This is a genomic window from Acinetobacter sp. NyZ410 (assembly GCF_022828975.1).
Classification (GTDB): Bacteria; Pseudomonadota; Gammaproteobacteria; order Pseudomonadales; family Moraxellaceae; genus Acinetobacter; species Acinetobacter guillouiae.
Genome location: NZ_CP094620.1, coordinates 2558973 through 2584623, shown reverse-complemented (window position 1 = coordinate 2584623; position 25651 = coordinate 2558973). Strand labels below are relative to the sequence as shown.

Sequence of the window (25651 nt, the reverse complement as noted above, 5' to 3'; positions counted from 1 at the left end):
ATTGTAAGACAAATTTAGGATTAATGTGCATCAAAATTGCGCTTAAATACCACAATTTTAGTGGTTGAAATCAGCAATACATCATCATCTTGATTTTTTGCTTGTGTTACATAGGTCACAATTGCGCGATCATTTTTGGTTTTAGACGGCTGGATAGATACAATTTCGACATCGACATGTATTTTATCGCCCACACGCGTGGGTTTTGGCCATCTTAAACTTGATTCTGAACCAATTAAGCCATAAGCAACAGGGAAGCATTCAGTCCAAAGACGCATGGTGACCGCTGAGGTATGCCATCCACTTGCAGCAAGTCCTTTAAAAATCGGGTGATCTTTGGCTTTTTCAGCATCAGTATGGAAAACTTGCGGATCATACTTATGTGCAAACTCTAAAACCTCATCTAAAGTCATTTCGTACTCACGACTTTTAAAATGATCACCAATATTTAAATCTTCCAAATACAACATTGTTTATACATTCCCTTAATTTCACACAATACTCATAAATGATGATGTTCTACGCATAAAAATTAAATTATCTAAACTTTTTCATTGTAAATCACCATTAAGCAATTTCAATGACTGTTTTGCCAATCATCCATTTTTTTAAGTCGCATTGAAATATCACTCAAAATATCGAGTGATTTAGACCATAATAACATTGTGTAATGTCCTGAAAGTAATGGAAATACGACCAAAGTGAATTGAGTAAGCTTATAGCATGTTAAAGCAATGTTTTAAGCATCCAAACTTCACAAACATGACTATGACCGGTATTACCTTTAGGTTGTGATAAATGCTCAAAACCTAACTTTTCATAAAGTTTAATGGCTTGCCAGAGATCTTGAGTGGTTTCTAAATAACAAGACTGAAAGCCTTGTTGTTGTGCAAATTCAAAACACTTTTCTAAAATTTTCTTAGCAAATCCTAAACCACGAAGTTCAGGCAAAAAATACATCTTTTGAATCTCTAAAACAGTTGCATCACCTTGTAATGGTGAAAGACCTCCGCCACCAACAACGCGACCATTTGCATCCTCAATAATCCAATATTGGGCATTGGGTTGAGCATATACCTGATATAAATCATCCAAGATCGGGTCGGCTACAGCAAAGCCTGATTCAGGTGCTAAGCCAAATTCTTTAGATACCTCACGAATGACTTGCGCGATCGACGGATTGTCTTGTATTTGTATCGTTCTAATTTGGTACATAAGTAAATGAAAATAAAAAAGGTAGAATTTTTATAACAAAAATTCTACCTTTTGTGATCAGTTAAAAATTCAACTGATCAAAACTTTACCACTTGAATCGTGGTAAATAAGTAAATTTACAGCTCTTGCTGCAATACTATTTTAATTCACTCGAAGATTTACCCAATTCTCGACGGGCAATAATCAGCTGTTGAATCTGTTGTGTTCCCTCAAAAATATCTAGAATTTTTGAGTCACGCGCCCATTTTTCTAATAATTCATCTTCGTTATAACCCACACTGGCAGCCAGCTCTACACATTTTAAAGTGATTTCATTACAAATACGTCCAGCTTTAGCTTTGGCGATAGAGGCCTCACGAGAGTTTGGTTTTTTGTTATCTGCCATCCATGTGGCTTTTATGGTGAGTAAGCGTGCAGCTTCCCATTCTGCCTCCATCCGATAGATTTGCGCAGCCAAATTGGATGTTTGCAAATATGGAGTAGCATAATCGGGATCTAGTTCATCTTTAAAGATTTCTTTAATCCGTTCTAAAGATGCTTTGGCACAACCCACTGCCATGGCTGCAACAAGTGGACGGGTATTATCAAAGGTTTCCATCACCCCCGCAAAACCTTTGGCTATATCAATTTCTGCATTACCGAGTAAGTTTGCCCCAGGGACACGGCAGTCAATAAAACTAATTGCCGCTGTATCGGATGCCTTAATGCCAAGTTTATGTTCAAGGCGTTCAACTTTCATGCCGGGTGTACCTTTAGGTACAACAAAAGATTTAATTGCAGCACGGCCCAATTTCTTATCTAAAGTTGCCCAAACCACGACTGAGTCAGCACGTTCCCCAGAAGTGACAAATATTTTTTCACCGTTCAGAATGTAATCATCACCATCTTTAGTTGCAGTTGTACGAATCGCAGCAGAGTCAGAACCACAACCAGGTTCAGTAATGGCCATCGCAGCCCATGTCCCCTTAAAACGCTCAAGCTGTTCATCATTGGCGACGGCAGCAATCGCTGAATTGCCTAGCCCTTGACGAGGCATGGTCAGCAGTAGGCCTGTATCGCCATAACACATTTCGATCACACCCAAGGCAGTCGACATATTGGTGCCATTTTTATTATTGCTGTCGATATCGCCACGTTTATTGATTGCAGCGCCAGCATTGAGTCCATCACCACCGTCGTTCATACCATCCAGTAAGGAAGCCAACATATCGAGTTCTTTGGGATAAGCATGTTCTGCTTTGTCGTATTTACGAGAAATTGGGCGTAAAACATTCAATGCAGTTTCGTGTGCTTGATCTAAAAGCATCTGGAATTTTTTTGGATTTTGTAAATTCATGATTTTTATCCTTTGTCTTCTAAGTTAGGCGTGTAAGCCAGAATGTAGAACGGCTGTTGCACGTAAGTCGCGGTACCAACGCTCAGCTGGATGTTCCTTGGTAAAACCATGGCCACCTAAAATTTGCACACCATCTGTAGCAATTTTCATGGATTTTTCTGCACAAAGTAGACGGGCTAAATACGCTTCTCTATGGAAGGGTTGTCCTGCTTCTGCAAGACTGGCAGCATTTAAAATCAGCATACGCATTGCATCAATTTCAATCGCCATATCTGCGATCATAAATGCCACGCTTTGGCGGTGTGAGATAGGCTCACCAAATGCAGTACGTTCATTGGCATATTTGATACTGTATTCTTTAACCGCTTCACAGCTACCAACAGCCATTGCACACCACATTAGATTGCCTAAATCTAAAAATGCAGGGTAATTAAAATCGTCGTCACCTAGACGTTGGGCAGGGGTATTGTCAAACTTCAAAGTTACCGTTTCAGTTGCTTTTAAACCCATTGCCGGTGATTTTTTCACTGTAATACTTGGGTCTCGCTTTACAACGAAAGCATCCGCTTGACCCTTAAAGTCTGCACTAACAAGGAATAAATCTGCTGTTGCACCCAATAGCACTAAAGTTTTTTCTCCAGTAATGCTGAATTGTCCATTGTTGGCAGTCGCTTTGGTTTTTAAGCGTAAGGGATTAAATGCTGGGGTTGCTTCTTGTACCGCAAAAGTGGCTTGAATATCGGTATCATTGGCAAAATTTGCTAAATAAACAGATTGAACTTTTTCAGAACCCCATTGTGTGATTGCATTGATGACACTAAAAGTAGAGAGCAGACCTGCAGCAAGTGAAAAATCACCTTTAGCCAAGCGTTCGGCAATTAAAATATTACTCACAATATTTTTTTCAGATGCAACACCGCCTAAAGCTTCAGGCAGTGCATAGTAATTTAGTCCTAAATCGGTACTGTGTTGCCAAAGCTCAACTGGAAACTTTTCGTCGTGATCCGCTTGATGGGCCAGTTGATAAAGTACTTCGGACGCAAATTGATCCATGGCATCCACCGTCATTTGCTGTTCTTCAGTCAAACTCAGATCAAATAGGGACTTTTGCTGATTGGGCAGACGTTGTTTGGTTACATTTGAATCTGATTTAAATGCTTTTTGTGTTGCACTTAAGGTTTTAAAACCAGCTTTAGAACCTTGATAAAGTGATCTTTCGATAAATTTGCGCAATTTAAACTGATCAAGTAAATCACTACCTGCAATTTTTGTAATTAGATTTAAACCCAAACCTTGAGCTTTATTTACCATATTGGTCATGCCGAAGTCCCTGTATTTTAGTGTCGGTATACAACAATCCTGACATGCATAAAAATAAAAAACTATGTCAAAGCTGACAAAGTGATTGACCTTAGATGAATGGTAGAGTAGATGATATATTTGTTATTAATATTCTGATTTTTATTGTTTATTTTTAAATAAAAAAACCCAACATTTGTTGGGTATTGGTAAAAGTGACATTTTTAAAACGTTTACAATCTCGTTTAACCTGTATGAAAACTAAAAAGATTAAACAAAAGGTACAATCATTTTACGAACATTGGTCTTTGCTTCAATCACCGTCATAAATGTATAAGCACCAATAAATTTACGACTGATAAACATAAATTCTTTTGGTGGAATACTGAAGTAACGTGAAGCCATTGATTTTGAAGCACGTTGCATCACACGGCTATGTAGCTGGCTTTTTTTCCAGTCATAACGGTTATGTTGATCCATCACGCCAGCAGGTAAATCTGGGTTATTTAAAGGTGTACTAAATGCTTCTGTTGCCAATAAAAATACTTTTGCCATATCGGGTTTAATGCTTAAAGGCATTGCATCAAAGAATTCATAGCCCGACATCGCATTGACCATTGCTTCTGCATCGTGGTTATAACCCGCTTTGATTAAATTACAAGCTACGCGAAGTAATTGGTCATCGAACTGACGTATAGCTCCAAAATCTAACAAAATAATTTTATCTTTTATCTCTTCACCATTGCCCAAACGAACAAGATAATTACCAAAGTTCGGGTCGGTTTGCATTTCGCCCCACTCAAACAATTCACGAACTGCGATTTCAAGTGATGCTTCACCTAAAAGATTACGTCGCTCTTGTGGTAAAGACAGCATGACAGGGCTGTTGATGGGTACACCACGTTCAAAGGTCATGCACAGGACTTGATTGGTACAATAGTCATCAATAATTTGTGGCACGCCATAACGTGGATCTTCTTTAAGTCGCTGGCCAAAACGACGGGTTGTTGCCGCTTCAACTTTATAATCAACTTCACGATGCATCATTTCACGCACTTCATCAAACCACTGATCGAACTCACGGGTTTGTGGCACCATACGTGTCAATTTAAGCATATTTCGAAATAGGCTCATATCTGAGTCGATGGCGTCGGCTACACCAGGATATTGGATTTTAAGAACCAACTCTAATCCATCTGACTTACGTGTTGCACGGTGAACCTGAGCCAGAGAAGCTGTACCAATCGGCTCATGATCAATGGTGAGATCGTTGAGTTTTGAACCCAATTGACTGACCAATTGCTCTTTAATCGCAGGCCATGCAAGGGCAACTGTTTGATTATTGAGGGTGTTTAATGCTTGAGTAATTTCTTCAGGTAAAAAATGCTCGCCATAAAGCGCCATCATTTGACCGATTTTAACAATTGAACCTTTTAGCTTGCCAATTTCTTGAACAAGATAATTGGCTTGTTCTTTCATAGCTTGTTTACGTTTTTTTTCTTTTTCTTCTTCACTTGAAAAGATTGAACTCGCACTTGAAGCTGCCCAGCGTGTACCTGCCAATAATGATGCTTTTGCAATTGATAAGCGACGATCCATTGATGAGGTTTTTAACTGTTTGAGCTTTTCGTTCTGATCTGACATGAAGATAAAATCCTTTATAAGAGATTCGAAAAGATAAAAAGATGACTAATTGTAAGGAATATTACATGGAATGACTGTATTTAAACAGTTCAATTCGCTGAATGGGGGAATTAAATTAATTCCATCAAAATAGCCTAAGCAATATTAAAATTTACATTCTAAATTGGATTTTAAGCGCTTTGCGGAGTATTAAACCCTGCTTATTTGAAGCAATGTAATGAATGATCAGATCCTTAACGCTTTGATTAGTAAAGCCCAGTGCATAGCCTTTAACAATGATAATGCTGGGCAAGCTAAAGAAAAAATATTTTACATCGTCTAGAGAAGGTGCTTCGTAAACACCTTGTTCAGTGAGAGTTTGTTGAAAAAATTGCTTTTCAATTTTGACATTTGGAGTGGATTCATCATCCCACCATGACTGACGCATTGCCATGAGGTTATTATGTTTGTAGCTCATAAATTGACTAAATTCATAAATATTTAAAAACTTGTTGTATATATAAAGGTGAAATGACCCAATTTCAAGTTAAGTGCTCAATCTCAGCAATTTTGCCACAAATAAGTTTATATTTTATAACCAAGCAGATTGATTTGTTTTAAAAACATACAACAATAGGCTTGAAAATAAACCTAAAAAACGAGTGATATGGCAAAACAAAGCTGATTGTTTTAAATCAAGTTTTAACAATAATTTATCTGCAATGATTGTATTTAGTTTCAAATCTTTTACACTCTTTTACATAGGCGATTGTTGCTAATCAGTGCCTGAGTTCTTTGGATTAAAAGTTTTTGAATTAAAATAATGATTTTGGGATAGGGGAATTGGATGTATTTAAAGTATTGGGGTATCAGTTTAGTGGTATTATTGCCGATGCACACGCAGGCGATCGGTTATAGCTCAGATTATTTAAGCTGTATGAATTCGGCAGGTTCAAGCTCGGCAACACTTGCCAGCTGTATGAAAACTGAGTTGAGTAAGCAAGATGATCGTTTGAAATCATTATTTAAACAGACACTGGACCTGTATACAGACAAGCAACAGAAAGCTCAAAAGAAATATCAGAAACAATGGTTTAAACTTCGATATCAGCAGTGTGATGAGTCGAATAAATCAGTTTCTGATGATTATAAAATGAAGTATTACAATTGTGCCCTCAAACAAACAGTCAATAGAGCCAATATGTTAGAGAAACAAAGCTATCGTTTATAGTGCTTTATTGCGCTATAAAATAATTGCTAAGTAAATTGTCGTAAAGCATTATAAATGTCATGCAAAACAAGGTATCATAAGGCGTTTAAAAATATGACCTTGGAGAAACCTTAAGTGGATCGACCGACTATTAGCCCTGAACATTTACAGGAAGCTGCTGAAAACCTATCAACAATTCGTGATTTTATTCGTTTTGGGGTTACAGCTTTACGTCAATACGATGCACATTTGGGTCAAGGTACAGAAGATTATTTCGCAGAAAGTTCTGCCTTGGTTTTACAAACGCTTTCTTTGGAATGGAAGGCGGATGCTGAAATTTTAGATTCAAAATTATTGCCAAGTGAAAAAGCTGAGTTTTTAAATCTACTCGAACGTCGTGTAAATGAAAGAATTCCAACCTCTTATTTACTTAACCTCTCTTATTTCTTTGGTAAGCCATTCTATGTTGATGAGCGTGTGTTAATTCCTCGTTCACCAATTGCTGAATTGATCGAAAACCGTTTTGCACCTTATTGTTTAGATGAAAATGGACAAACGCGTGCAGGCGTGAATAATTTACCTGAAAACCCAAATCCAAAAACACCGCAACGTATCTTAGATATGTGTACGGGTTCAGGTTGTATTGCGATCGCGCTGGCATATGCATTCCCTGATTCAGAAGTAGATGCAACTGATATTTCTAAAGAAGCATTAGAAGTGGCTTCTATTAATGCTGAGCACCACAATAAGCAATATCAGGTGGCTTTGCTTGAGTCAGATTTGTTTGCCAAAATTCCAGCTGAAAATCAATATGATTTGATCGTTTCAAATCCACCGTATGTGGATGCCGAAGATATGGCTGATCTTCCAGATGAATTCCATCATGAGCCTGAACTTGCTTTAGCTGCGGGTCAAGATGGTTTGGATTTAGTTCGAAAAATGTTGGCTCAAGCTGCTGATTATTTAACTGAAGACGGTTTAATCGTGATTGAAGTGGGTAACTCAGAATGGGCAATGAAACAGAATTTTAATACCATTGATTTTTACTGGTTACAGTTCCAAAAAGGCGGTACAGGCATTTTTGCTTTGACTGCTGAACAATGTCGTACATTCCGTGATTTATTTATTCAATCTATTCAAGCTTAAGGAGTCGTAAGCATGGCAGGTAACAGTATTGGACAACTCTTCCGTGTAACGACTTGTGGTGAATCTCACGGCGTAGGCTTGATGGCAATTGTTGATGGTGTGCCACCGGGTCTTGAATTATCTGCTGAAGATTTACAAATTGATTTAGATCGTCGTAAACCAGGAACGTCTAAGTTTGCCACTCAGCGTAAAGAGCCAGATGAGGTTGAGATCATTTCTGGAGTTTTTGAAGGTAAAACGACAGGAACTTCGATTGGTTTATTGATCCGTAATACAGATCAAAAATCTAAAGATTATGGCAATATTGCGCAAACTTTCCGTCCAGGCCATGCAGATTACACCTATACGCAAAAGTATGGTTTCCGTGATTATCGTGGTGGTGGTCGTTCAAGTGCACGTGAAACGGCGATGCGTGTGGCAGCGGGTGCGATTGCAAAGAAATTTCTTTTTGAGAAATTTGCGATTGTGATTCGTGGCCACGTGACGCAAATTGGTACAGAAAAAGCACAAGCTTTAGATTGGAATGAAGTTCCGAATAATCCGTTCTTCTGTGGTGATGTCAATGCGGTTCCACGTTTTGAAGCGCTGGTGACATCATTGCGTGAACAGGGGACCAGTTGTGGTGCAAAGCTTGAGATCCTTGCAGAAAAAGTACCTGTAGGTTGGGGTGAACCCGTATTTGATCGTTTAGATGCTGATATTGCCCATGCCATGATGTCAATCAATGCGGTGAAAGGTGTTGAAGTTGGTGATGGTTTTGCAGTTGCAGAACAATTTGGCCATGAAACCCGTGATGAACTTAGCACAGATGGGTTTTTAGCCAATCATGCTGGTGGTATTCTTGGTGGTATTTCTTCAGGCCAAACCATCCGTGTAGCGATTGCGTTAAAACCAACCGCAAGTATTACTACACCGGGGAAAACCATTAATCTAGATCGTGAAGATACAGATGTACTGACCAAAGGTCGTCACGATCCTTGTGTGGGCGTGCGTGCGACACCTATTGCTGAAGCCATGCTTGCCATTGTATTGATGGATCATTTTATGCGTCATCGTGCACAAAATGCGGATGTGGTTGCACCATTTGCACCAATTGAACCTAAATAGCAAATATATTTGAGATAAGAGAGGGTATTTTAGTTTTGAAATACCTTTAATTATTAGAGTAAATTTCAAATGATTTGTTTTTTTACTTAATAGAGTTATTGCTCAACAAATTTAGCTGAATGATCTTGGATTCATTATTTTAAGTTAAAGATTTTGAGTTAAAAAAACCAGACATTTTGTCTGGTTTTTTATATCTATACTTGCTCAGTCTTATTGAGTAACAATTTGACCTGTATAACCCTTTAAGAAAGTCAGGTACGCAGAAGACTGTTGACCATCTGCCTTTAAGATTGAACGTTCAACATCACCCTGGTTGGTTACCAATTTAAGTGAGATTTCTTTACCATTACGGAATGAGTTAAGAAAGCTGACTGGAACATTAATCGAGTTTAATGAAACTGTACCCGCGTATTGTGTCGTGTTAATGGTTGAATATGTATATGGCTGACCATCCACTAAAAAGACAAATTGGGTAATATCATATTTTGTTGGATTGTTAATTTCTGCTGTGATTTTAAATCCATCACGGACTTCATCTTTCCAACGCATAGAAAGTTCAGGGCAAACTTCATTTGCTTCACAGATTAAAGGGCCTTTTGTAACAACTCTTTCTGGATAAGAGCCAGCACAACCCGCCAAAGTTAAACATGCTAAAGAAGAAATTACCGCAAATTGAAGTTTCATACCGCTTCCTAATAAGTTCATTTGTGTTATTGATATGTTGATAATCTATGTAAAATTTACCGCTTTTTAGTTAAAAAGTGAATTAAATATTTCAGTAATTTGTATTTCAGTTAAGACATAGCATAAATCTTAAACAAAATTTAAGATTTTTAATATTTCCTTTGCAACATTTTCAGTTAATTGATTTAAACGAGTCAACGGCGAACCTTCGATAAAATATTTAAAATTCAACAATGTGTTTTGATAATAGATTGAGATAAAGAAAGTACCTTCTGGTTTTTCAATACTAGCACTACCACCAGGTTTAAGTAAGCCCGTACAACTGACAATGATATCTGCAGCGCTAAAGAGTTTTTTCCCTTGAACTGCCATTGCTTTCGTGACTTCAACTGATTCAGCGCTATATTTTTCGATGAGGGATGGATCAACTTGTAAAATTGAAATTTTAATAGAGGGGTCGTAGCTGACTAAACCGCCTAATAAAATATCTGCACCACTGTTTTTATAGATCGAAAACTGGCTGGATAAATAACCAGAACTTGCACTTTCAATAAATGCGACTGTTAAATTCTTTCTTTCAAGCAGATCACAACATTGTTTTAAAAGCATCGGTATGGCTCTAAATTAATTATTTATATTCAATAATTTAACTATAAGTGAATTGAGGGAATTTGCAAGAAAAGCAAATAAAAAATAAGCATATTGAGCTATGAATTTAATTATTTTTGGATATTTTTATATATAAATCAGAATATTAGCTTATATCGTTTGTTAAAGACAAAATTAATCAAAAGAACGCTGAGTTGAAATAAGTTTGTCATATTCATTTGCCATAATGACGGCACAAAACAACAAAAGCGAAGAATAAGCATCAAATAACAATCACAGAAAGTTAAAAGAATAATCAGCGTAAAGTCTGTAAATATGCAGTCAACCCACTTCTCAACAGGTGGGTTTTCCTTTTTTGGGCCAATTGTAGAATTACTATGCAATATGATGAATTTTTATATTTCAAACGCGTCAAAAAGTGATATAAATAAAAATAAAGTGCATATGAAAATGGAGTGCGAATGATGAAAACGACTGTTAAGTATGTTGTCTTAAAAAGTAGAGAATATCAGCTTGGCACAGCCTTATTTGAAGAAAGTATTGAAGCCGAAGGAAATTATTTTGATCAAATACCTGAGGTCATCCACTATCAAAATCATAATTTTAAAGTAAAGTCCAAAGAACTTAGCCGTAAGCAAATTTTTGATGATTTTGAAGAATCTCAAACCATTTTAGTCAAAGTTATCGCGGTTTAATAATTTTCCCAAGTTATCTTTGATCTGGACATTGCATAAATAAAACCCAGTTTAGCTGGGTTTTATTTATTTGGTTTTTAGGGACGTTTGACAATTCGTCTACAACGCAAATCATTTATAAACTGTCAATAGACCCTAAGCAATCACTGTTTAACAATCAATACAGGAAGTTTGGTTTGACCCAGTACATCTTGCGCAAAGCTACCTAAGAAAAACTTCTGGAAGCCTTTACGCCCATGTGATCCCATGATAATTAAATCTGTATGTAATGATTCAGCAGTTTTAATGATGGTTTCAGCTGCAACCGAGTCTCTCACGACTTGTGTATCAATTTGAACACCTTGCTGTTCAGCCAATTGTTTGGCTTTGCTCAAACCTTCTTCCGCATTTTTAATTGCTTCTTGAATGTAATCTTTTAACATATCTGGCGAATAGTAAAAATCAGCAGCAGCAAAAGGGTCTTCAGCAACGACACTGATCGCAGTGACTTTGCTTCCAAAGGCTTTGGCAATCGCAGCAGCATGTTTTAATGCAGAAAAAGAAATGTCAGAACCGTCAACTGGGACAAGAATATTTTGATAACTCATAATCACACCTTTTTAATTAACATTTCAAATAAAATTAAGCTTCTTCTTGGGTAGATTTAATAATCAACACAGGCAGTGGAGAAATCGACAACACTTCTTGTGCAACACTCCCTAAGAAGAATTTTTTCAGACCGGTACGTCCATGAGAACCCATTACAATAAGGTCCACATTCAGTTCATCTGCAACATCTAAAATTCCAGTAGCAGGAGGAACTTCACGCACCACTTTGGTATCTACTGTCGTTACACCATGGTGAACTAAAGTTTCTTGAATATCTTTTAAACGCGCTAAAGCATTTTTTTCAGCTTCAAATAAATATTGAGTTACAGCAGGCGCTATTTTATAAAAATCGACGCCTTTAAAAGGATCAACTGCGATCACACTCATCACAGTAATTTTACAGTTAAAAGCAAGTGCAAGTTTTTCTGCATGTTCAAGTGCAGCATAAGAAATAGGAGAGTCATCTACAGCAAGAAGGATGTGTTGATAAGCCATTATAAGTTTCTCCCTTTTTTGTCTGATTATTTATTTATTGATAACACATTGCGCTGTTAGTCGCAAATTGTCGATAAGAATTTTAGTTGATCAAAAGTGTGTTATTTCAAGCTTTTGTGAAATACACATAATTTTATTATGGTTTTATTTTGTAACGTTTAATTGTTCTTATTTTTTATTGAAATCTCGCTCATGTAAATTTGATCTTAGGTTTTAGGTTTTAGGTTGGTGTTCTAAATAAGATGCAGTTTGAATTCTTACGATTTTAAAAACTGGCATGATAAATGCTTTAATTTAATGCAAACCGATATTTATGAATAAAATTTTGGCATCAATTTGGAACATTTTAAATCGAGTGCCATAGATAAGTGGATCAGTATGAAAATTTATACGCAACGTCTAGACTATATAGAGTCAAACATTGAGGCTGAAAGTATTGAATTGACTTTTGATACTCGGCAAAAGAGCCGTTTTCGTGCAACTTTAAATAATGGGCGCGATATTGGTGCGGATTTACCACGTACAGGCATTTTGCGTAGTGGTTCTTATATTGCAACTGAACAAGGTGAAGTGTTACGTGTAGATGCCAAAGCTGAAAAATTAATGCAAGTTTCGGCGCTGCATAGTTTTGACTTACTTAAAGCTGCATATCATCTGGGAAATCGCCATGTCCCATTAATGCTTACTCCAACAGCACTTTATTTTGAACCTGATCATGTCCTTGCAGAAATGATCCAAGGTTTAGGGCTAACTGTAGATGAAGTTGAACATCCATTTGAACCTGAAAGTGGGGCATATGCACAACATCAGCATGATCATCGTTTAAGCCCGATTAAGGCTTTACATCATGTCCATCACTAACGCATCGCAACTATTAAGTCTATTGACCCTGTCATCGACAGCCTTACCCATCGGTGCATATTGCTATTCGCAAGGGGTGGAAAGTGCGATTGATCAAGGCTTGATTCATGATGAAGCAAGCAGTATTGCTTATTTTGAAGAAGTGCTGGAAATGTTGCTGGTTAGGTTTGAACTCCCCGTTTTAAAACGTCTGATGCAACATTATTTAGACGAAGCTGAATTTTTAAATTGGGCTAACTTTTATAAAGCGAGCCGAGAGTCGAAAGAATTACGGGCTGAATCTCAGCAGTTGGCATTTTCTTTGAATGCTTGGATTCGTGATGTTTTAAAACAGCAACCTGAGATTAAAAAGCAGTTTGGTTTTGTCCCTGTTTATGCACATTTATGCGGAACATTAAAACTTAATCTGGTGGATGTGCTGACAGCATATAGCTTTACTGTTTTAGAAAACCAAGTGCTAGGTGCGGTTAAAACTGTCCCTTTAGGGCAAATGAGTGGTCAAAGAATTTTGTGGCACTTACATGACTTAATTCCTCAAGCGGTAGTGCGTGCCTTGGCCTTAGAAGATGACGAGTTAAGTAGTGCCTTGCCCAATTATGCGATGTTAAGTATGTCGCATGAAACTTTATATTCACGATTATTCAGATCATAAATGACACGTTTCATTCGCTATTTTTTATTGAGAATGAAGCATAGAAAAGGAAAAAATGATGACAGAACGTAGCCCTTTACGTGTTGGAATAGGTGGTCCTGTTGGTTCAGGTAAAACAGCATTAACCTTGAATTTATGCCTTGCTTTACGCAATAAATATAATATGGCAGTTGTGACCAACGATATCTATACCAAAGAAGATTCTAATTTTTTAACTCGTCATGAAGCGATGTCGCCAGAACGTATTGTTGGCGTTGAGACAGGTGGATGTCCACATACTGCAATTCGTGAAGATGCCTCAATTAACTTGGCTGCAATCGATGATCTTTGTGAAAAATTTGATGGTTTAGAGCTGATTATTATCGAAAGTGGTGGCGATAATCTAGCGGCTACGTTTAGTCCCGAATTGTCTGATTTAACCCTTTATGTGATTGATGTTGCAGGTGGTGAAAAGATCCCACGTAAAGGTGGTCCCGGCATTACCAAGTCGGATTTATTGATTATAAACAAAACAGATTTAGCCCCAATGGTCGGTGCAAATCTCGATGTGATGGATCAAGATGCAAAACGCATGCGTGGTGACAAACCTTTTCTATTTTCAAATATGAAAACTCAAGATGGTTTAAAGCAAATTATTGAGTTTATTGAAAAACAAGGTTTATTTAAAGCTTAGCGTAGAGATTAAAGCTTATTCGCGATATTAAAAATAATTGTATCTATTTGAATTGAAAAATAATCAAAGGAGAATTCGAATGCGTTTTTTTAAACACAGTCTGATGGCATGTGCTGCATATTTACCTGTATTGGCTTTGGCTCATCCTGGACATGATCACCATAGCGGTTTTTGGGCAGGTTTTATTCACCCATTTACAGGTTTAGATCATTTGATGATGGCAATCGCATTTGGTGTATTGATGTGGACGGCAAATCAACGCTGGAAGCTTTTCGGCTTGATTGGCTTAGCTGTAGCGATGGTGATTGGCTTTATGATCGGTAGCCAAGGATTTATTCCAGCGGCAGTTGCTGAGTACGGCATCATTGCGTCATTGATTTTATTGGCTGTTGCGCTTTGGACAAAAACAAATCAAGTTTTACCTATCGCAGCAGTTCTATTGGCAAGTTTTCACGGCGTTGCACATGGCGCTGAATTAGGCCAATCAGGTCATGCCAGCTTACTGATTTTAGGTATGGTGACAGCAATGGCATTGATCTATGCGGGTGGATTAGGCATTGGTGCTTTTATCAAAAAGTACGTTCCATATGGCAAAAAAATTATTGGTACTTTGGCTGCAATCGTTGCCGTTATTGGTTTGGCTTAATGTTTAAGCACTTAATTGCGGATTTCAATTTATAAAGGCGGTCATGATAAGTTTAGTGGAACATCTTCCTGATCAGCGCCTGTGGTATGCCAAACTCGAATTGGGTTTTCAGGCTCAAACTGAGCGAACGGTATTGACGCATCGTAGACATTTTGGACCTGTACGTGTGCAAAAGATGCTGTGGCCAGAAAAAACTGGAATTTGTCATGCGATTATTGTCCATCCGCCTGCGGGTATTGCAGGTGGTGATCATTTAACATTTGAGATCAGTGTAGATACTGCTGCCCATGCCTTAGTCACAACGCCAGGTGCTGGTAAATGGTATCGGACCAATGGCAAACAAGCTTATCAACATATCCATATCTCAGTTAAACACAATGCTGTGTTTGAATGGCTTCCACAAGAAACCATGTTATTTGACGGTGCCAATGCTCACTCAGAAACCTTGATTCAGCTTGATCAGACAGCAAGCTTTATCGGTTGGGATATGTTGGTAATTGGTCGACAAGCTCGAGATGAAAAATTTCAATCTGGTGCTTATCACAGTCATTTTAAATTATGGCGAAATCAGCAATTACTGGTGGCAGACACACTGAGTTTTAAAGGCAATGATCGTTGGCTCAGTTCTTGTCTAGGCATGAATAATCATGCCGTTATGGGCAGTTTATGGGCAGTTCCTCCTGAAAAATTCCGAGCAAACATTTATTTAGAGGCACATATCGATTTAATTCGTGAGTTGATGATGCGAATGGATATGCCTGTAAGGTTAACCTTATTGGGTGATGTCATTAGTGCACGTTTTTTAGGCGATGATGTTCGACATTGTCATGATGCCTTTGCTGCAATTCGTGCCAGATTAAGGCGATATTGGTTTGATTTGGATGAAGCATTTCCACGCATTTGGCGAACTTGATTCATTCAAAGATCACCTTTTAGAAATAAAATCTGCGTGTTTAATTTAAAACTGAGCACATATTTTGCATAAAAAATGTGAGAACTTTAGGAAATACATATGGAACTCAATCCTACTGAAAAAGACAAACTGCTGATTTTTACAGCGGGTTTGGTTGCAGAACGTCGCAAAGCACGTGGATTAAAACTCAATTATCCTGAATCTATTGCATTTATTTCCGCAGCACTGCTTGAAGGTGCGCGAGATGGAATGACCGTCAGTGAGTTGATGCATTTTGGCACCACCTTACTCAGTCGTGATGATGTGATGGAGGGTGTGCCTGAGATGATTGCCGAAGTGCAGGTAGAGGCTACTTTTCCAGATGGCTCGAAGCTCGTCACAGTCCATCAACCGATTGTATAGAACACTTCTTCAAAATTAGGATAAGCATATGATCCCTGGTGAAATTATTACACCTGATTGTGATATTGAAATGAATGTCGGTCGTGAAGTACTGAAAATTTCAGTATCAAATATAGGTGATCGGCCGATTCAAGTGGGTTCACATTTTCATTTTTATGAAGCTAATGATGCTTTGCAATTTGATCGTGAACGTGCCAAAGGTTTTCGTTTAAATATTGCGGCTGGTACAGCGGTTCGGTTTGAACCGGGGCAGCGACGTGATGTAGAAATCGTTGCACTGGTCGGAAAACGTGAAGTCTATGGTTTCGCAGGGCGTGTGATGGGTAAGTTGGACTAAAAGGATAATCAAAATGAAAATGTCACGTCGAGCTTATGCTGAAATGTTTGGTCCTACCGTTGGGGATCGAGTACGTTTAGCAGATACCGAACTTTTTATAGAAGTTGAACAAGACCTCACCACCTATGGTGAAGAAGTTAAATTTGGTGGTGGTAAAGTTATCCGCGATGGGATGGGGCAATCTCAATTACTTGCAGCAGATGTTGCAGATACGGTGATTACCAATGCATTGATTGTCGATTGGTGGGGAATTATTAAAGCCGATGTGGGATTAAAAAATGGGCGAATTTGGAAAATAGGTAAAGCCGGCAATCCTGATATTCAACCTGATATTACCATTCCATTAGGTGCGGCAACTGAGGTGATTGCCGGTGAAGGACAAATTCTTACAGCAGGTGGTATTGATACTCATATTCACTGGATTTGCCCTCAACAAGTTGAAACAGCGTTAATGTCAGGAACAACGACCATGATTGGTGGTGGTACTGGTCCTGCTGCAGGAACATCGGCAACAACGGTAACACCGGGGCCATGGCATATTTCCACCATGCTGCAAGCCATTGATGATTTACCTATGAATATTGGCTTATTGGGTAAAGGTAATTTGAGTCAACCTGAACCGATTGCGGAGCAGATTAAAGCAGGTGTGGTGGGGTTGAAATTGCATGAAGACTGGGGTTCTACCCCTGCTGCAATTGATAATTGTCTAACTGTGGCAGATGAATATGATGTACAAGTGGCGATTCATACCGATACTTTAAATGAAAGTGGGTTTCTTGAAGAAACACTGGGGGCATTTAAAAATCGTACTATTCACACTTATCATACTGAAGGTGCGGGTGGTGGTCATGCACCTGATATTTTAAAAGCCATTGGTCAAGCAAATGTTTTACCATCTTCAACCAATCCAACCCGCCCCTATACCATCAATACCATTGATGAACACTTAGACATGCTCATGGTCTGCCACCATTTAGATCCAGCGATAGCTGAAGATGTCGCATTTGCTGAGAGTCGTATTCGTCGCGAAACGATTGCAGCAGAAGATATTTTGCAAGATCTCGGCGCAATTTCAATGATGTCTTCTGATTCTCAAGCCATGGGGCGTGTGGGTGAGGTGATTTTACGTACTTGGCAAACGGCGCATAAAATGAAAGTGCAACGTGGACCATTAGAAGGCGATAATCAGTATCATGATAATAATCGGGTGAAGCGTTATATTGCAAAATATACAATAAATCCCGCCATTACTCATGGTTTAAGCCACGAAATTGGTTCTATAGAAGAAGGAAAACTTGCTGATTTGGTGTTGTGGAAACCCGCGTTTTTTGGGGTAAAACCATCGATGATCATTAAAGGTGGAATGATTGCGGCAGCGCCAATGGGGGATATTAATGCCTCAATTCCAACACCACAGCCGGTACATTACCGTCCAATGTTTGGAGCGTATCCAAGAGGCGTGCATAATACCTGTATTACTTTCTTGTCACAGGCCGCAATTGAACTTGGTGTTGCTGAAAAATTACAATTAAAGAAGTTAATTTCACCTTGTAAAAATACCAGAAACATCACTAAACAAGACATGAAGCATAATAGCTATTGTCCTGTGATGGATGTGCATCCTGAAACCTATGAAGTTCGTGCAGATGGTGTACATCTAACTTGTGAAGCTGCTGAAGTATTACCAATGGCACAGCGTTATTTCTTGTTTTAATTTTATGTTTATCAACAGCAACAAGAAGATAAAACTCCTTTCTTATGATAAGAGCGGAGTTTTTCTATTTAAAATCAATAGATCCATACCCAATGCAACCAAAGACAACTTTATTTATTCAAAAAGCTATGTTTAATATTGGGTGGTATTGGTACAGCGATATAACCTTTTCCTTTTTTTTTGAGTTTTATTGATGACGCGATTTTGGTCTAAATTTTTTTCCAAGTTATTTTCTATGTTGTTTTCAAAGCCATTGAATCAACAGCAGCGCGAATCGAATAAACATAGGGCTGATTATTCCAATTCAAATATCGGTGTCGCTATTGATTCTGATACGAATGTCATTGGCTTTGCACAAGATCAAATTACTCATGTAAGTCCTCAAGGCGTGGATTTGATTTGTGGTTTTGAGGGATTAGAGCTTAAAGCTTATGATGATGGTGTTGGTGTGTGTACCATCGGTTATGGAACAACGATTTACCCGCATGGAAAAGCTGTTCAGTATGGTGATACTTGTACCATTGAACAAGCAAAAAACTATATGCAATATGACCTTAGACGTTTTGAGCAAGCAGTAACTGCTGCTGTAAATGTGCCGTTAAATCAAAATCAGTTTGATGCGTTGGTTTCATTGAGCTATAACATTGGTATTGGTGCTTTTAAAAATTCAACTTTATTAAAATTATTGAACGCCTCTGATTATCACGCTGCCAGTGATCAATTTGATGTTTGGATCAAAGCAGGTGGCAAAACAGTACAAGGTTTAGTAAACCGAAGAGCAGTAGAGAAACTCTTATTTAACTCATAATTTTAAAGCTCTTTGCTAAATTAAAAAATGCTCATCTGGAGTGAATCATATAGCTATAGAAGGTTCCTTCTCCCTTGGGGGAGAAGGCTAGGATGAGGGGGCTTTTATGTTGATTTATGATTTAAAAAAGAGCTGATGAAAGAAGCCTTTTGAAAATGAAGATGATTTTTAAAATATCAAAAAAGAGAAAAATATAAGGGCCAATTTGATGATTAGAGTATTAAAAATAGCAATTTTTATTGCTTTTATAGGGATGAATAAATTTGCGTATGCTGATGTGCGGTCTGAATTAAATTTAATAAGCCAAGATTTATTAATAGCATGTAAAAATGAAGATGATTATAGACCAATAAAAAACTTGAATAACTTCTTAAATGACTCAAAAGGAAGTGATATTCATGTATATGATCTTATGTTTATATTTAATTCAGATTTTTTACTTTTTATAAAAGATAAAAATTGTGCTTTGGCAGCAAGTAAATTTTCAGCTAATGGTATTTCAATTAAAGAAAAATATTTTAAAGATAAATATGATATAGAGAGAATGTTGAATAATGAAGTTTATAGGCAAGCAGGTTATGCTAATTTAATTGAGTATTCTTGGACGATGGATAACCAAAAATTACAACAAGCTCAAGAAAATTTTAATATTTATTTAAATAGAAATATTATTTCAAAAAATGAGAAAAGCCGATGTGGAGAGTTATGTAAAGATTATGTATATCTAAAAGAAGATCATGGATTTTATCTTCCTCTTCATTATGTGGGTATTTTAATGGCATATCATGATCTATTTCAACATCATTATAAAAATTTAAAAAAAACAGAACAGCAGATCACACAACTTCAAGAAATATTTGATTTAACTAATGATTTTGAAATCAAATATATAAAAAAAACAGGTTTAAATTCTTTCCCCTTCGAAGTTGCATCAATTGAAAACTTTAAATTCATTTTTAAAATTGATGACCGAAACATTAAAAATATTTTCTATGCAAAACTAGATGCTTATATAAAATATCGTATTGAAAACAATCTTCTTGATGATCGCATGATAGAAAATATATATGAGATTTTAAGCAAAGAAAGCAGATACTTGTACACAAAGGTTGAATATCTAGGTACACATGAGACTAAAAGCAAAAGTGTAACAAGTTATCAATTAGGTCAGCACATTTATAGTTTTATAGTTTCAGACAATAAGTTAAAACTAATTATGGAGCCGATAAATTTTTCTAACCAAAATTCTGGATGATTAATCTTCAAAAATGATGATTGAAATATGAGTTGTAAATTGATTGACTAAAAATTATTGATTATTTTCAAAATAAAGGTGAGGTAAGAGAATTTTATGAGCATTTATTTAATCCGTCATGCACAAAGTTTAGGTAATGTAAATGGTAAAACTGAGTCACATGCAAGTATTCCCTTAACCGAATTTGGACATGAACAGGCGCAAAAACTTGTTGATGTTTTACCTCCAGCAAAGCAAATTTTTATCTCGCCATTCCTCCGTACACGTATAACAGCTGAACCAATTTTATTACGAGATCAGATTACCCCTCAAGTTTTGGATATTCAGGAGTTTTCTTACTTATCTGATACGCGATGTAAAAATACCACTTTAGAGGAACGAAAACCTTGGGTAGATGATTATTGGAATCAAGCAGATGTGAACCTAGTAACAAGTGAAGGCGCTGAATCTTTTGCAAATTTTTATCAACGCGTTACGGACTTTATTTCACACTTGGATTCATTAAAAGCGCATTATCAACATGATCATTTACTGGTATTTAGCCATGGTCAGTTTTTACAGTTATTGAAAATGCTGGTTGAGCAAAAGAGAGAATTATCGTCACAATTAATGCGTGATTTTCGTTATGCATTGTTAAATCATCAATTAGACAATACAGAGTTTTTTATTTTTAAATAAAATGAGATTAACAGCATGAATTTTATAATAAGAAAAATTGCTCTATTGACGGTTTTTACGTTTATACCTGTATCTATATATGCAGATATTGTGGCTTTAAAGTCAGATTTAACTCAATTTGCGCAACCTCTTGAAACACAATGTAAGAGGCTTGAAAACTATATGCCTCTTAACATGTTGCATAAATTCTTAAATCGCTCAAATTCTGAAAAAATAGATGTGTATTCGATGGATGTTATTTTTGTTTCAGATTTTTTGGGTTATTTAGAAGATAAAAATTGTGCTTTAGCGGCTTCTGATTTCACCATATCGGGAGTTAAAATTTTGAATCAATATCGTGATTTATGGGAGAAAGATTTACCAAAAGAGAGAAAAATCTTGAGATATGAAACCTACCTTGCAGCAGGTGATGCAAGTTTGGTGAAATATAAATGGACGCATAAGATTCAATATCTAGATGACGCGTATCAATTTTATGCACAGTACTTAGTGACCAATGCAATCAGTCAACAACAAAAACAACAATGTGGGAAAAAATGTGCTGAATACTTAGCTGATGTAAGTAAGATGCAATACTTTAATCTGTATGATTACGCGTCTATATCCTATGAATATCAAAAACTTTTTCGTGATATCTATGAACAATATTCACAACAAGATGCAAATTTTTCAGACAATCTCGAAAGTCTGAATCTGGTTTTTGAACGTACTGATCAATTTGAAGTGAGTGCAATTAAAGCCACAGGATTAAGTTCAGTAAATAAAGAGGTGGCTTCTTTAGATAATTTTGATCGCATTTTTAGTTCTGGTGATAAAAAACTTATAGAACTTTATACAAAACGTTTAGATCAATATCTACAAAATAGAATCCAGCATAAATTATTAGATGCAGAGATGACGGATAAAATTTATCAATTTTTGTTAAAAGAATCGAATGAAAATAATACGATGATTGTACGTACTCAGCAGGAAAGTGCTCTTCAACCTAATCAAAGTTTTCAAATTGGAAAACACCACTATATTTTCAATGGAAAAAGTCATCACATGCAGTTAACTTTCCAACCCGTTGACTAAAACATGAGTGAGATTGGCACAAAAACTGCTTGATCATTCACACTAAAAAATGGTGATTGAAAAGTTTAAAGGCGGTTTGAGTGAGTAAAACTTATTTACGTGGGCAAGACTTAATAGACCAAATCCAAAATACTCCCTATTCACGAGATCTCATTGGCTATCACGGTGAAGTACCTAAAGTAGCATGGCCTAATCAAGCCCAAATAGCAGTACAGTTTGTCCTTAACTATGAAGAAGGTGCTGAAAACCATATCGAACATGGTGATGCCGGTTCTGAACAGTTTTTATCTGATATTGTGGGAGCAGCAAGTTTTCCCGACAAACACATGTCGATGGATTCGATGTATGAATATGGTGCTCGTGCAGGATTCTGGCGTATTCATCAAGAGTTTAAAAAGCGTAACTTACCCATGACCATATTTGGAGTGGGCATGGCACTGGCACGTAATCCATATATTGTGGAAGCCATTCAACAAGCCCATTACGATGTGATTTCACACGGACAGCGTTGGCTAAATTACCAAACTATAGATATTGAAACGGAACGTCAGCATATTGATCAAGCGATCAGCATTCTAGAAACCTTGTTTGGCACTACACCAATGGGGTGGTATACAGGGCGAGATAGCCCAAATACGCGTAAATTATTGGCTGAATTTCCACAGATCAAATATGACTGCGATTACTATGGTGATGATTTGCCATTTTGGACAAGCTTAACCAATTTACAAGGCCAAAGTCGCCCGCACCTGATCATTCCATATACATTAGAAAGTAATGATATGAAATTCTGTGCGCCTGCTGGTTTTAACAGTGGCGAGCAATTTTACCAATATTTAAAAGATGCCTTTGATGTGCTTTATGCAGAAGGTGAAACTGAGCCGAAAATGCTATCGATTGGCATGCATTGTCGTATTCTGGGACGTCCCGGTCGTTTTAAAGCATTACAACGTTTTTTAGATTATATCCAGACACATGAAAAAGTCTGGATCTGTCGTCGTGGTGATATCGCTGAACATTGGTTTAAACACCATCCAGCCGCATAATTGTCGCTATGAGGATGTGGCTTTTAAGGTAAGCACTTTAATTTTAATTGAATGAAGTAAAGCGCGTTGCAAAGTTTATATAAAAGTGTTTGAAAATTTTAGCGAACTCAAGCATAGGTATTATTCGTGAAAATAGAAGAATTTAATCAAGCATCATCAGAAGAGCTTACAACCTTGCTCAAGCATTTTGTGCACATTCAACGTTGGTCAGATGAAATTTTGTCACAACGTCCATTTGGTAGCACTCAAGCGTTAATGGATTTTGCAAAAGCACAAGCCTCAACTTGGACATGTTTAGAGGTTGCAAATGCATTAGCGACACACCCACGGATCGGTGAAAAAAAGGCTCAGGCTGTGCTGAGTGAAAAAGAGCAAGCATTTTCCAATCAAGAGCAATCAGCAATAAAACAGAGCACTGAAACACAACATGCTTTATTGCAAGGCAATATTACTTATGAAAAGAAATTTGGTCATATTTTTTTAATTCGTGCTATGGGCTTAGATCAGACTGAAATTCTACAAGCACTGAAATATCGTTTATTAAATGATCCTGAAACAGAACAGCGTATTGTTAAACAACAACTTGGTGAAATTGCAATGTTAAGACTCAGTCAAGAACTGAGTGAAGATGAAAGCTTAAATGATTGATTGCATTAAAATAATGTTTAGAAAGGAAATAACATGATCAGTACCCATATCTTAGACACGCATCTCGGTAAGCCTGCCGTAAATGTCCTGATAAAATTATTGGATAGCCAAGACAATATTGTTGCAGAATCAAGGACCAATGAAGATGGACGGGTAGCAGATTTTAATTTAAGTGGAATTAAAACAGGGAATTATAGTTTGGTTTTTTATACTGCTGAATATTTTGACCGTTTAGCCTTAGCAACGTTTTTCCCAAAAGTTGTGATTCATTTTTCAGTCCTTGATTTGGCACAACATTATCATATTCCTTTATTAATCAGCCCATTTGCTTATTCCACATATCGTGGAAGCTAGCTTTTGTAGAACTAGATTTATAGAACTCGTTTTTTCATGATTTTAAAGCCCATTGATTTGGGCTTTTTTTTTTGAAATTTTGACCAAGTGTAAAAAATTGGCTTTGTTTTTGCTTATTCACGCAGGTGTTTACCGCTATTTCTGATGGGGAATTTATACAATGAAATTAACACAATTTGCTGCGCTTTCAACTTTCGTTTGCACCGCTTTTAGCACTCATGCTGCGCCTATTTGGCAAGACTTTAGCATTACTGGATTATATGGAAAAAATTATGAATTAATTGCTCGGGAAGATGACCAATCGACCATTACTTTTGAATATGCAGCCAAATTAAAATATGGGGACTTCTTTGCATTTGCGGATCGTACCAATAATGATGTTTCAGGCAATGAGACCTATTTTGAAGTTTCACCACGATTGAGCTTAGGCGCGATTTCAGGGCATAAGTTGGAAGCAGGACCTATCAAAGACGTTCTCATTGCCACAGCATGGGAAGGCGGTGAAGGGTTTAACAATTATCTGTATGGGATCGGGGTAGATTTGGCGATTCCATATTTCCAATATGCACAATTAAACTTTTATAAAGCAGACAATTACAAGAACACAAATGATGATTATCAGCTGACTTTTGTTTTTGGTGTGCCTTTTAAAATTGCATCAGAAGATTTTCTTGTTGATGGTTTTCTGGATTGGTCAACCGCTGAAGATGATCATGCCAGTGAGTTAAACTGGACCACCCAGTGGAAATGGAATGCGGGTAAACATATTTCACCGGATACGAAATTGTATTTAGGCGTTGAATATTCCGTTTGGAATAATAAATACGGCATCTCAGGCAAAGATGAAAATAATGTCAGTGCTCTAATTAAATATCATTTTTAAAATGATCTTTATCTGATCATATTTTTAAATGCATGAATAGGATTGAGATAAGCTTAAGATCATTTTTCCAAACCAGCGCAACACTGAGTGATGCTGCACTGGTTTTTTAACAACATAGGGTAAAATCTTATCTCAGTACTTCTCAGCACTTTTAGAGGAATGTTTTGATCCATGTATTTTTTATTTGCTGTTATGAAATGGTGATTATAAGGTCAGGACAATATTTTCATTAAATTGAAAAACATCACAATTGTGACCCTCACCAATCCGATCGATTACAGCAAAGTCACTGGGTGCTTCAAGCGTCAATAACGGATGATGCCAAGTGCCTGCACGATAGTTTACAGCCTGTTGGCCATTGCTTATAAAGGCATAAATATGATCAAGATCAGGTTGATCCTGATCTAAAGCCACTGCAACAACAACCAAGAAGGATTGACCTTGCATCGGGATAAATGCCTGTGAACCGATTGGATGGCGTTCAAGCATTTGAATTTCGCAAGGCACTTGGGTTTTTTGAATATTACGGAAAATACTTAATCCGACTTCAGCATTAGTCGCTTGAGCCAAGGATAAAGCATGATAGCGTTCCGTATGCGCGCCATTGATATGGAAAAAGTCATTGCCAGCACAGGCAATGACCTCACCAAATGCGGCAAAAGCTTCAGCAGTTAATGGCTGAATTTGAATATATTTCATA

31 protein-coding genes are annotated in these 25651 nt (G+C 37.1%); 20 read left to right on the top strand and 11 right to left on the bottom strand.

Features of this window, described 5'->3' with window-relative positions; translation table 11 throughout:
* Window positions 1–20 precede the first annotated feature (20 nt).
* The 6 genes from MTO68_RS12235 to MTO68_RS12210 form a co-directional block, all read right to left on the bottom strand.
* The gene (locus MTO68_RS12235; protein ID WP_004720258.1) at window positions 21–470 is read right to left on the bottom strand and encodes a MaoC family dehydratase; all 450 of its coding nucleotides are present in this window, start codon (window positions 468–470) and stop codon (window positions 21–23) included.
* Window positions 471–726: 256 nt separating this feature from the next.
* On the bottom strand, window positions 727–1215 hold the full coding sequence (locus MTO68_RS12230; RefSeq protein ID WP_096734191.1) for a GNAT family N-acetyltransferase: 489 nt from the start codon (window positions 1213–1215) through the stop codon (window positions 727–729).
* 136 nt (window positions 1216–1351) lie between these two features.
* Entirely contained in the window at window positions 1352–2551 is a 1200-nt protein-coding gene (locus MTO68_RS12225) for an acyl-CoA dehydrogenase family protein (RefSeq protein WP_004821708.1), read from the bottom strand.
* A 24-nt stretch (window positions 2552–2575) separates the two neighbouring features.
* Window positions 2576–3862, bottom strand: coding sequence for an acyl-CoA dehydrogenase family protein (locus MTO68_RS12220; RefSeq protein ID WP_244015974.1), 1287 nt, complete (start codon window positions 3860–3862; stop codon window positions 2576–2578).
* Between the two features lie 258 nt (window positions 3863–4120).
* A complete protein-coding gene (locus MTO68_RS12215) occupies window positions 4121–5494 on the bottom strand; it encodes an AarF/ABC1/UbiB kinase family protein (protein ID WP_004720267.1) in 1374 nt (457 codons plus the stop codon).
* 151 nt (window positions 5495–5645) lie between these two features.
* Window positions 5646–5951, bottom strand: coding sequence for a hypothetical protein (locus MTO68_RS12210; RefSeq protein WP_004821703.1), 306 nt, complete (start codon window positions 5949–5951; stop codon window positions 5646–5648).
* Between the two features lie 369 nt (window positions 5952–6320).
* Here MTO68_RS12210 and MTO68_RS12205 point away from each other — a divergent pair, with 369 nt between their 5' ends.
* From MTO68_RS12205 to aroC, 3 genes are all read left to right on the top strand, one after another.
* A complete protein-coding gene (locus MTO68_RS12205) occupies window positions 6321–6704 on the top strand; it encodes a lysozyme inhibitor LprI family protein (protein WP_244012631.1) in 384 nt (127 codons plus the stop codon).
* A 114-nt stretch (window positions 6705–6818) separates the two neighbouring features.
* The gene (gene prmB / locus MTO68_RS12200; protein WP_004720275.1) at window positions 6819–7829 is read left to right on the top strand and encodes a 50S ribosomal protein L3 N(5)-glutamine methyltransferase; all 1011 of its coding nucleotides are present in this window, start codon (window positions 6819–6821) and stop codon (window positions 7827–7829) included.
* 12 nt (window positions 7830–7841) lie between these two features.
* Window positions 7842–8936 (top strand): chorismate synthase, encoded by a 1095-nt coding sequence (aroC, locus tag MTO68_RS12195; protein WP_239045575.1) that lies wholly within the window; start codon window positions 7842–7844, stop codon window positions 8934–8936.
* A 210-nt stretch (window positions 8937–9146) separates the two neighbouring features.
* On the opposite strand, the gene MTO68_RS12190 is transcribed toward aroC, so the two are convergent.
* Window positions 9147–9620: a hypothetical protein gene (locus MTO68_RS12190; RefSeq protein WP_244012629.1), complete on the bottom strand. Its 474-nt coding sequence runs from the start codon at window positions 9618–9620 to the stop codon at window positions 9147–9149.
* 129 nt (window positions 9621–9749) lie between these two features.
* Window positions 9750–10229, bottom strand: coding sequence for a CinA family protein (locus tag MTO68_RS12185; protein ID WP_244012627.1), 480 nt, complete (start codon window positions 10227–10229; stop codon window positions 9750–9752).
* A 464-nt stretch (window positions 10230–10693) separates the two neighbouring features.
* On the opposite strand from MTO68_RS12185, the gene MTO68_RS12180 reads away from it, so the two are divergent.
* Window positions 10694–10924 carry a hypothetical protein gene (locus MTO68_RS12180; RefSeq protein WP_034616591.1) on the top strand — a complete coding sequence of 77 codons (231 nt, stop codon included), beginning with the start codon at window positions 10694–10696 and terminating at the stop codon, window positions 10922–10924.
* A gap of 143 nt (window positions 10925–11067) precedes the next feature.
* Here the strand turns inward: MTO68_RS12180 and MTO68_RS12175 are convergent, their stop codons facing one another.
* Both MTO68_RS12175 and MTO68_RS12170 read right to left on the bottom strand, forming a co-directional pair.
* Window positions 11068–11511 carry a universal stress protein gene (locus MTO68_RS12175; protein WP_234623531.1) on the bottom strand — a complete coding sequence of 148 codons (444 nt, stop codon included), beginning with the start codon at window positions 11509–11511 and terminating at the stop codon, window positions 11068–11070.
* 34 nt (window positions 11512–11545) lie between these two features.
* Entirely contained in the window at window positions 11546–12007 is a 462-nt protein-coding gene (locus MTO68_RS12170) for a universal stress protein (protein ID WP_004720286.1), read from the bottom strand.
* A gap of 378 nt (window positions 12008–12385) precedes the next feature.
* On the opposite strand from MTO68_RS12170, the gene ureE reads away from it, so the two are divergent.
* The 16 genes from ureE (at window position 12386) to MTO68_RS12090 (ending at window position 24951) form a co-directional block, all read left to right on the top strand.
* Window positions 12386–12868, top strand: a complete 483-nt coding sequence (gene ureE, locus MTO68_RS12165) for an urease accessory protein UreE (protein ID WP_244012625.1) — start codon at window positions 12386–12388, stop codon at window positions 12866–12868.
* Entirely contained in the window at window positions 12855–13520 is a 666-nt protein-coding gene (locus MTO68_RS12160; protein WP_004821688.1) for an urease accessory UreF family protein, read from the top strand. Before ureE ends, MTO68_RS12160 begins: the two co-directional genes overlap by 14 nt.
* A 58-nt stretch (window positions 13521–13578) precedes the next feature.
* The gene (ureG, locus tag MTO68_RS12155) at window positions 13579–14193 is read left to right on the top strand and encodes an urease accessory protein UreG (RefSeq protein ID WP_004720292.1); all 615 of its coding nucleotides are present in this window, start codon (window positions 13579–13581) and stop codon (window positions 14191–14193) included.
* Between the two features lie 79 nt (window positions 14194–14272).
* Window positions 14273–14839: a HupE/UreJ family protein gene (locus MTO68_RS12150; protein ID WP_004821686.1), complete on the top strand. Its 567-nt coding sequence runs from the start codon at window positions 14273–14275 to the stop codon at window positions 14837–14839.
* A 43-nt stretch (window positions 14840–14882) separates the two neighbouring features.
* The gene (locus MTO68_RS12145) at window positions 14883–15752 is read left to right on the top strand and encodes an urease accessory protein UreD (RefSeq protein WP_244012623.1); all 870 of its coding nucleotides are present in this window, start codon (window positions 14883–14885) and stop codon (window positions 15750–15752) included.
* Window positions 15753–15851: 99 nt separating this feature from the next.
* Window positions 15852–16154, top strand: coding sequence for an urease subunit gamma (gene ureA, locus MTO68_RS12140; RefSeq protein ID WP_004720298.1), 303 nt, complete (start codon window positions 15852–15854; stop codon window positions 16152–16154).
* A 28-nt stretch (window positions 16155–16182) separates the two neighbouring features.
* Window positions 16183–16491, top strand: a complete 309-nt coding sequence (locus MTO68_RS12135) for an urease subunit beta (RefSeq protein WP_151801394.1) — start codon at window positions 16183–16185, stop codon at window positions 16489–16491.
* Window positions 16492–16504: 13 nt separating this feature from the next.
* A complete protein-coding gene (gene ureC / locus MTO68_RS12130) occupies window positions 16505–18205 on the top strand; it encodes an urease subunit alpha (RefSeq protein ID WP_004821679.1) in 1701 nt (566 codons plus the stop codon).
* A gap of 193 nt (window positions 18206–18398) precedes the next feature.
* Window positions 18399–19013, top strand: coding sequence for a lysozyme (locus MTO68_RS12125; protein WP_244012621.1), 615 nt, complete (start codon window positions 18399–18401; stop codon window positions 19011–19013).
* A 208-nt stretch (window positions 19014–19221) separates the two neighbouring features.
* On the top strand, window positions 19222–20268 hold the full coding sequence (locus MTO68_RS12120; RefSeq protein ID WP_244012619.1) for a hypothetical protein: 1047 nt from the start codon (window positions 19222–19224) through the stop codon (window positions 20266–20268).
* 96 nt (window positions 20269–20364) lie between these two features.
* A complete protein-coding gene (locus MTO68_RS12115; protein WP_244012617.1) occupies window positions 20365–20946 on the top strand; it encodes a histidine phosphatase family protein in 582 nt (193 codons plus the stop codon).
* Window positions 20947–20961: 15 nt separating this feature from the next.
* The gene (locus MTO68_RS12110; RefSeq protein ID WP_244012615.1) at window positions 20962–22020 is read left to right on the top strand and encodes a hypothetical protein; all 1059 of its coding nucleotides are present in this window, start codon (window positions 20962–20964) and stop codon (window positions 22018–22020) included.
* Between the two features lie 80 nt (window positions 22021–22100).
* The gene (gene puuE / locus MTO68_RS12105) at window positions 22101–23066 is read left to right on the top strand and encodes an allantoinase PuuE (RefSeq protein ID WP_244012613.1); all 966 of its coding nucleotides are present in this window, start codon (window positions 22101–22103) and stop codon (window positions 23064–23066) included.
* Between the two features lie 126 nt (window positions 23067–23192).
* Window positions 23193–23714, top strand: a complete 522-nt coding sequence (uraD, locus tag MTO68_RS12100) for a 2-oxo-4-hydroxy-4-carboxy-5-ureidoimidazoline decarboxylase (protein ID WP_244012611.1) — start codon at window positions 23193–23195, stop codon at window positions 23712–23714.
* 33 nt (window positions 23715–23747) lie between these two features.
* A complete protein-coding gene (gene uraH / locus MTO68_RS12095) occupies window positions 23748–24068 on the top strand; it encodes a hydroxyisourate hydrolase (RefSeq protein ID WP_244012609.1) in 321 nt (106 codons plus the stop codon).
* Window positions 24069–24228: 160 nt separating this feature from the next.
* Entirely contained in the window at window positions 24229–24951 is a 723-nt protein-coding gene (locus MTO68_RS12090) for an outer membrane protein OmpK (RefSeq protein ID WP_244012607.1), read from the top strand.
* 204 nt (window positions 24952–25155) lie between these two features.
* On the opposite strand, the gene MTO68_RS12085 is transcribed toward MTO68_RS12090, so the two are convergent.
* Window positions 25156–25650, bottom strand: a complete 495-nt coding sequence (locus MTO68_RS12085; protein WP_244012605.1) for an ureidoglycolate lyase — start codon at window positions 25648–25650, stop codon at window positions 25156–25158.
* Window position 25651 lies beyond the last annotated feature (1 nt).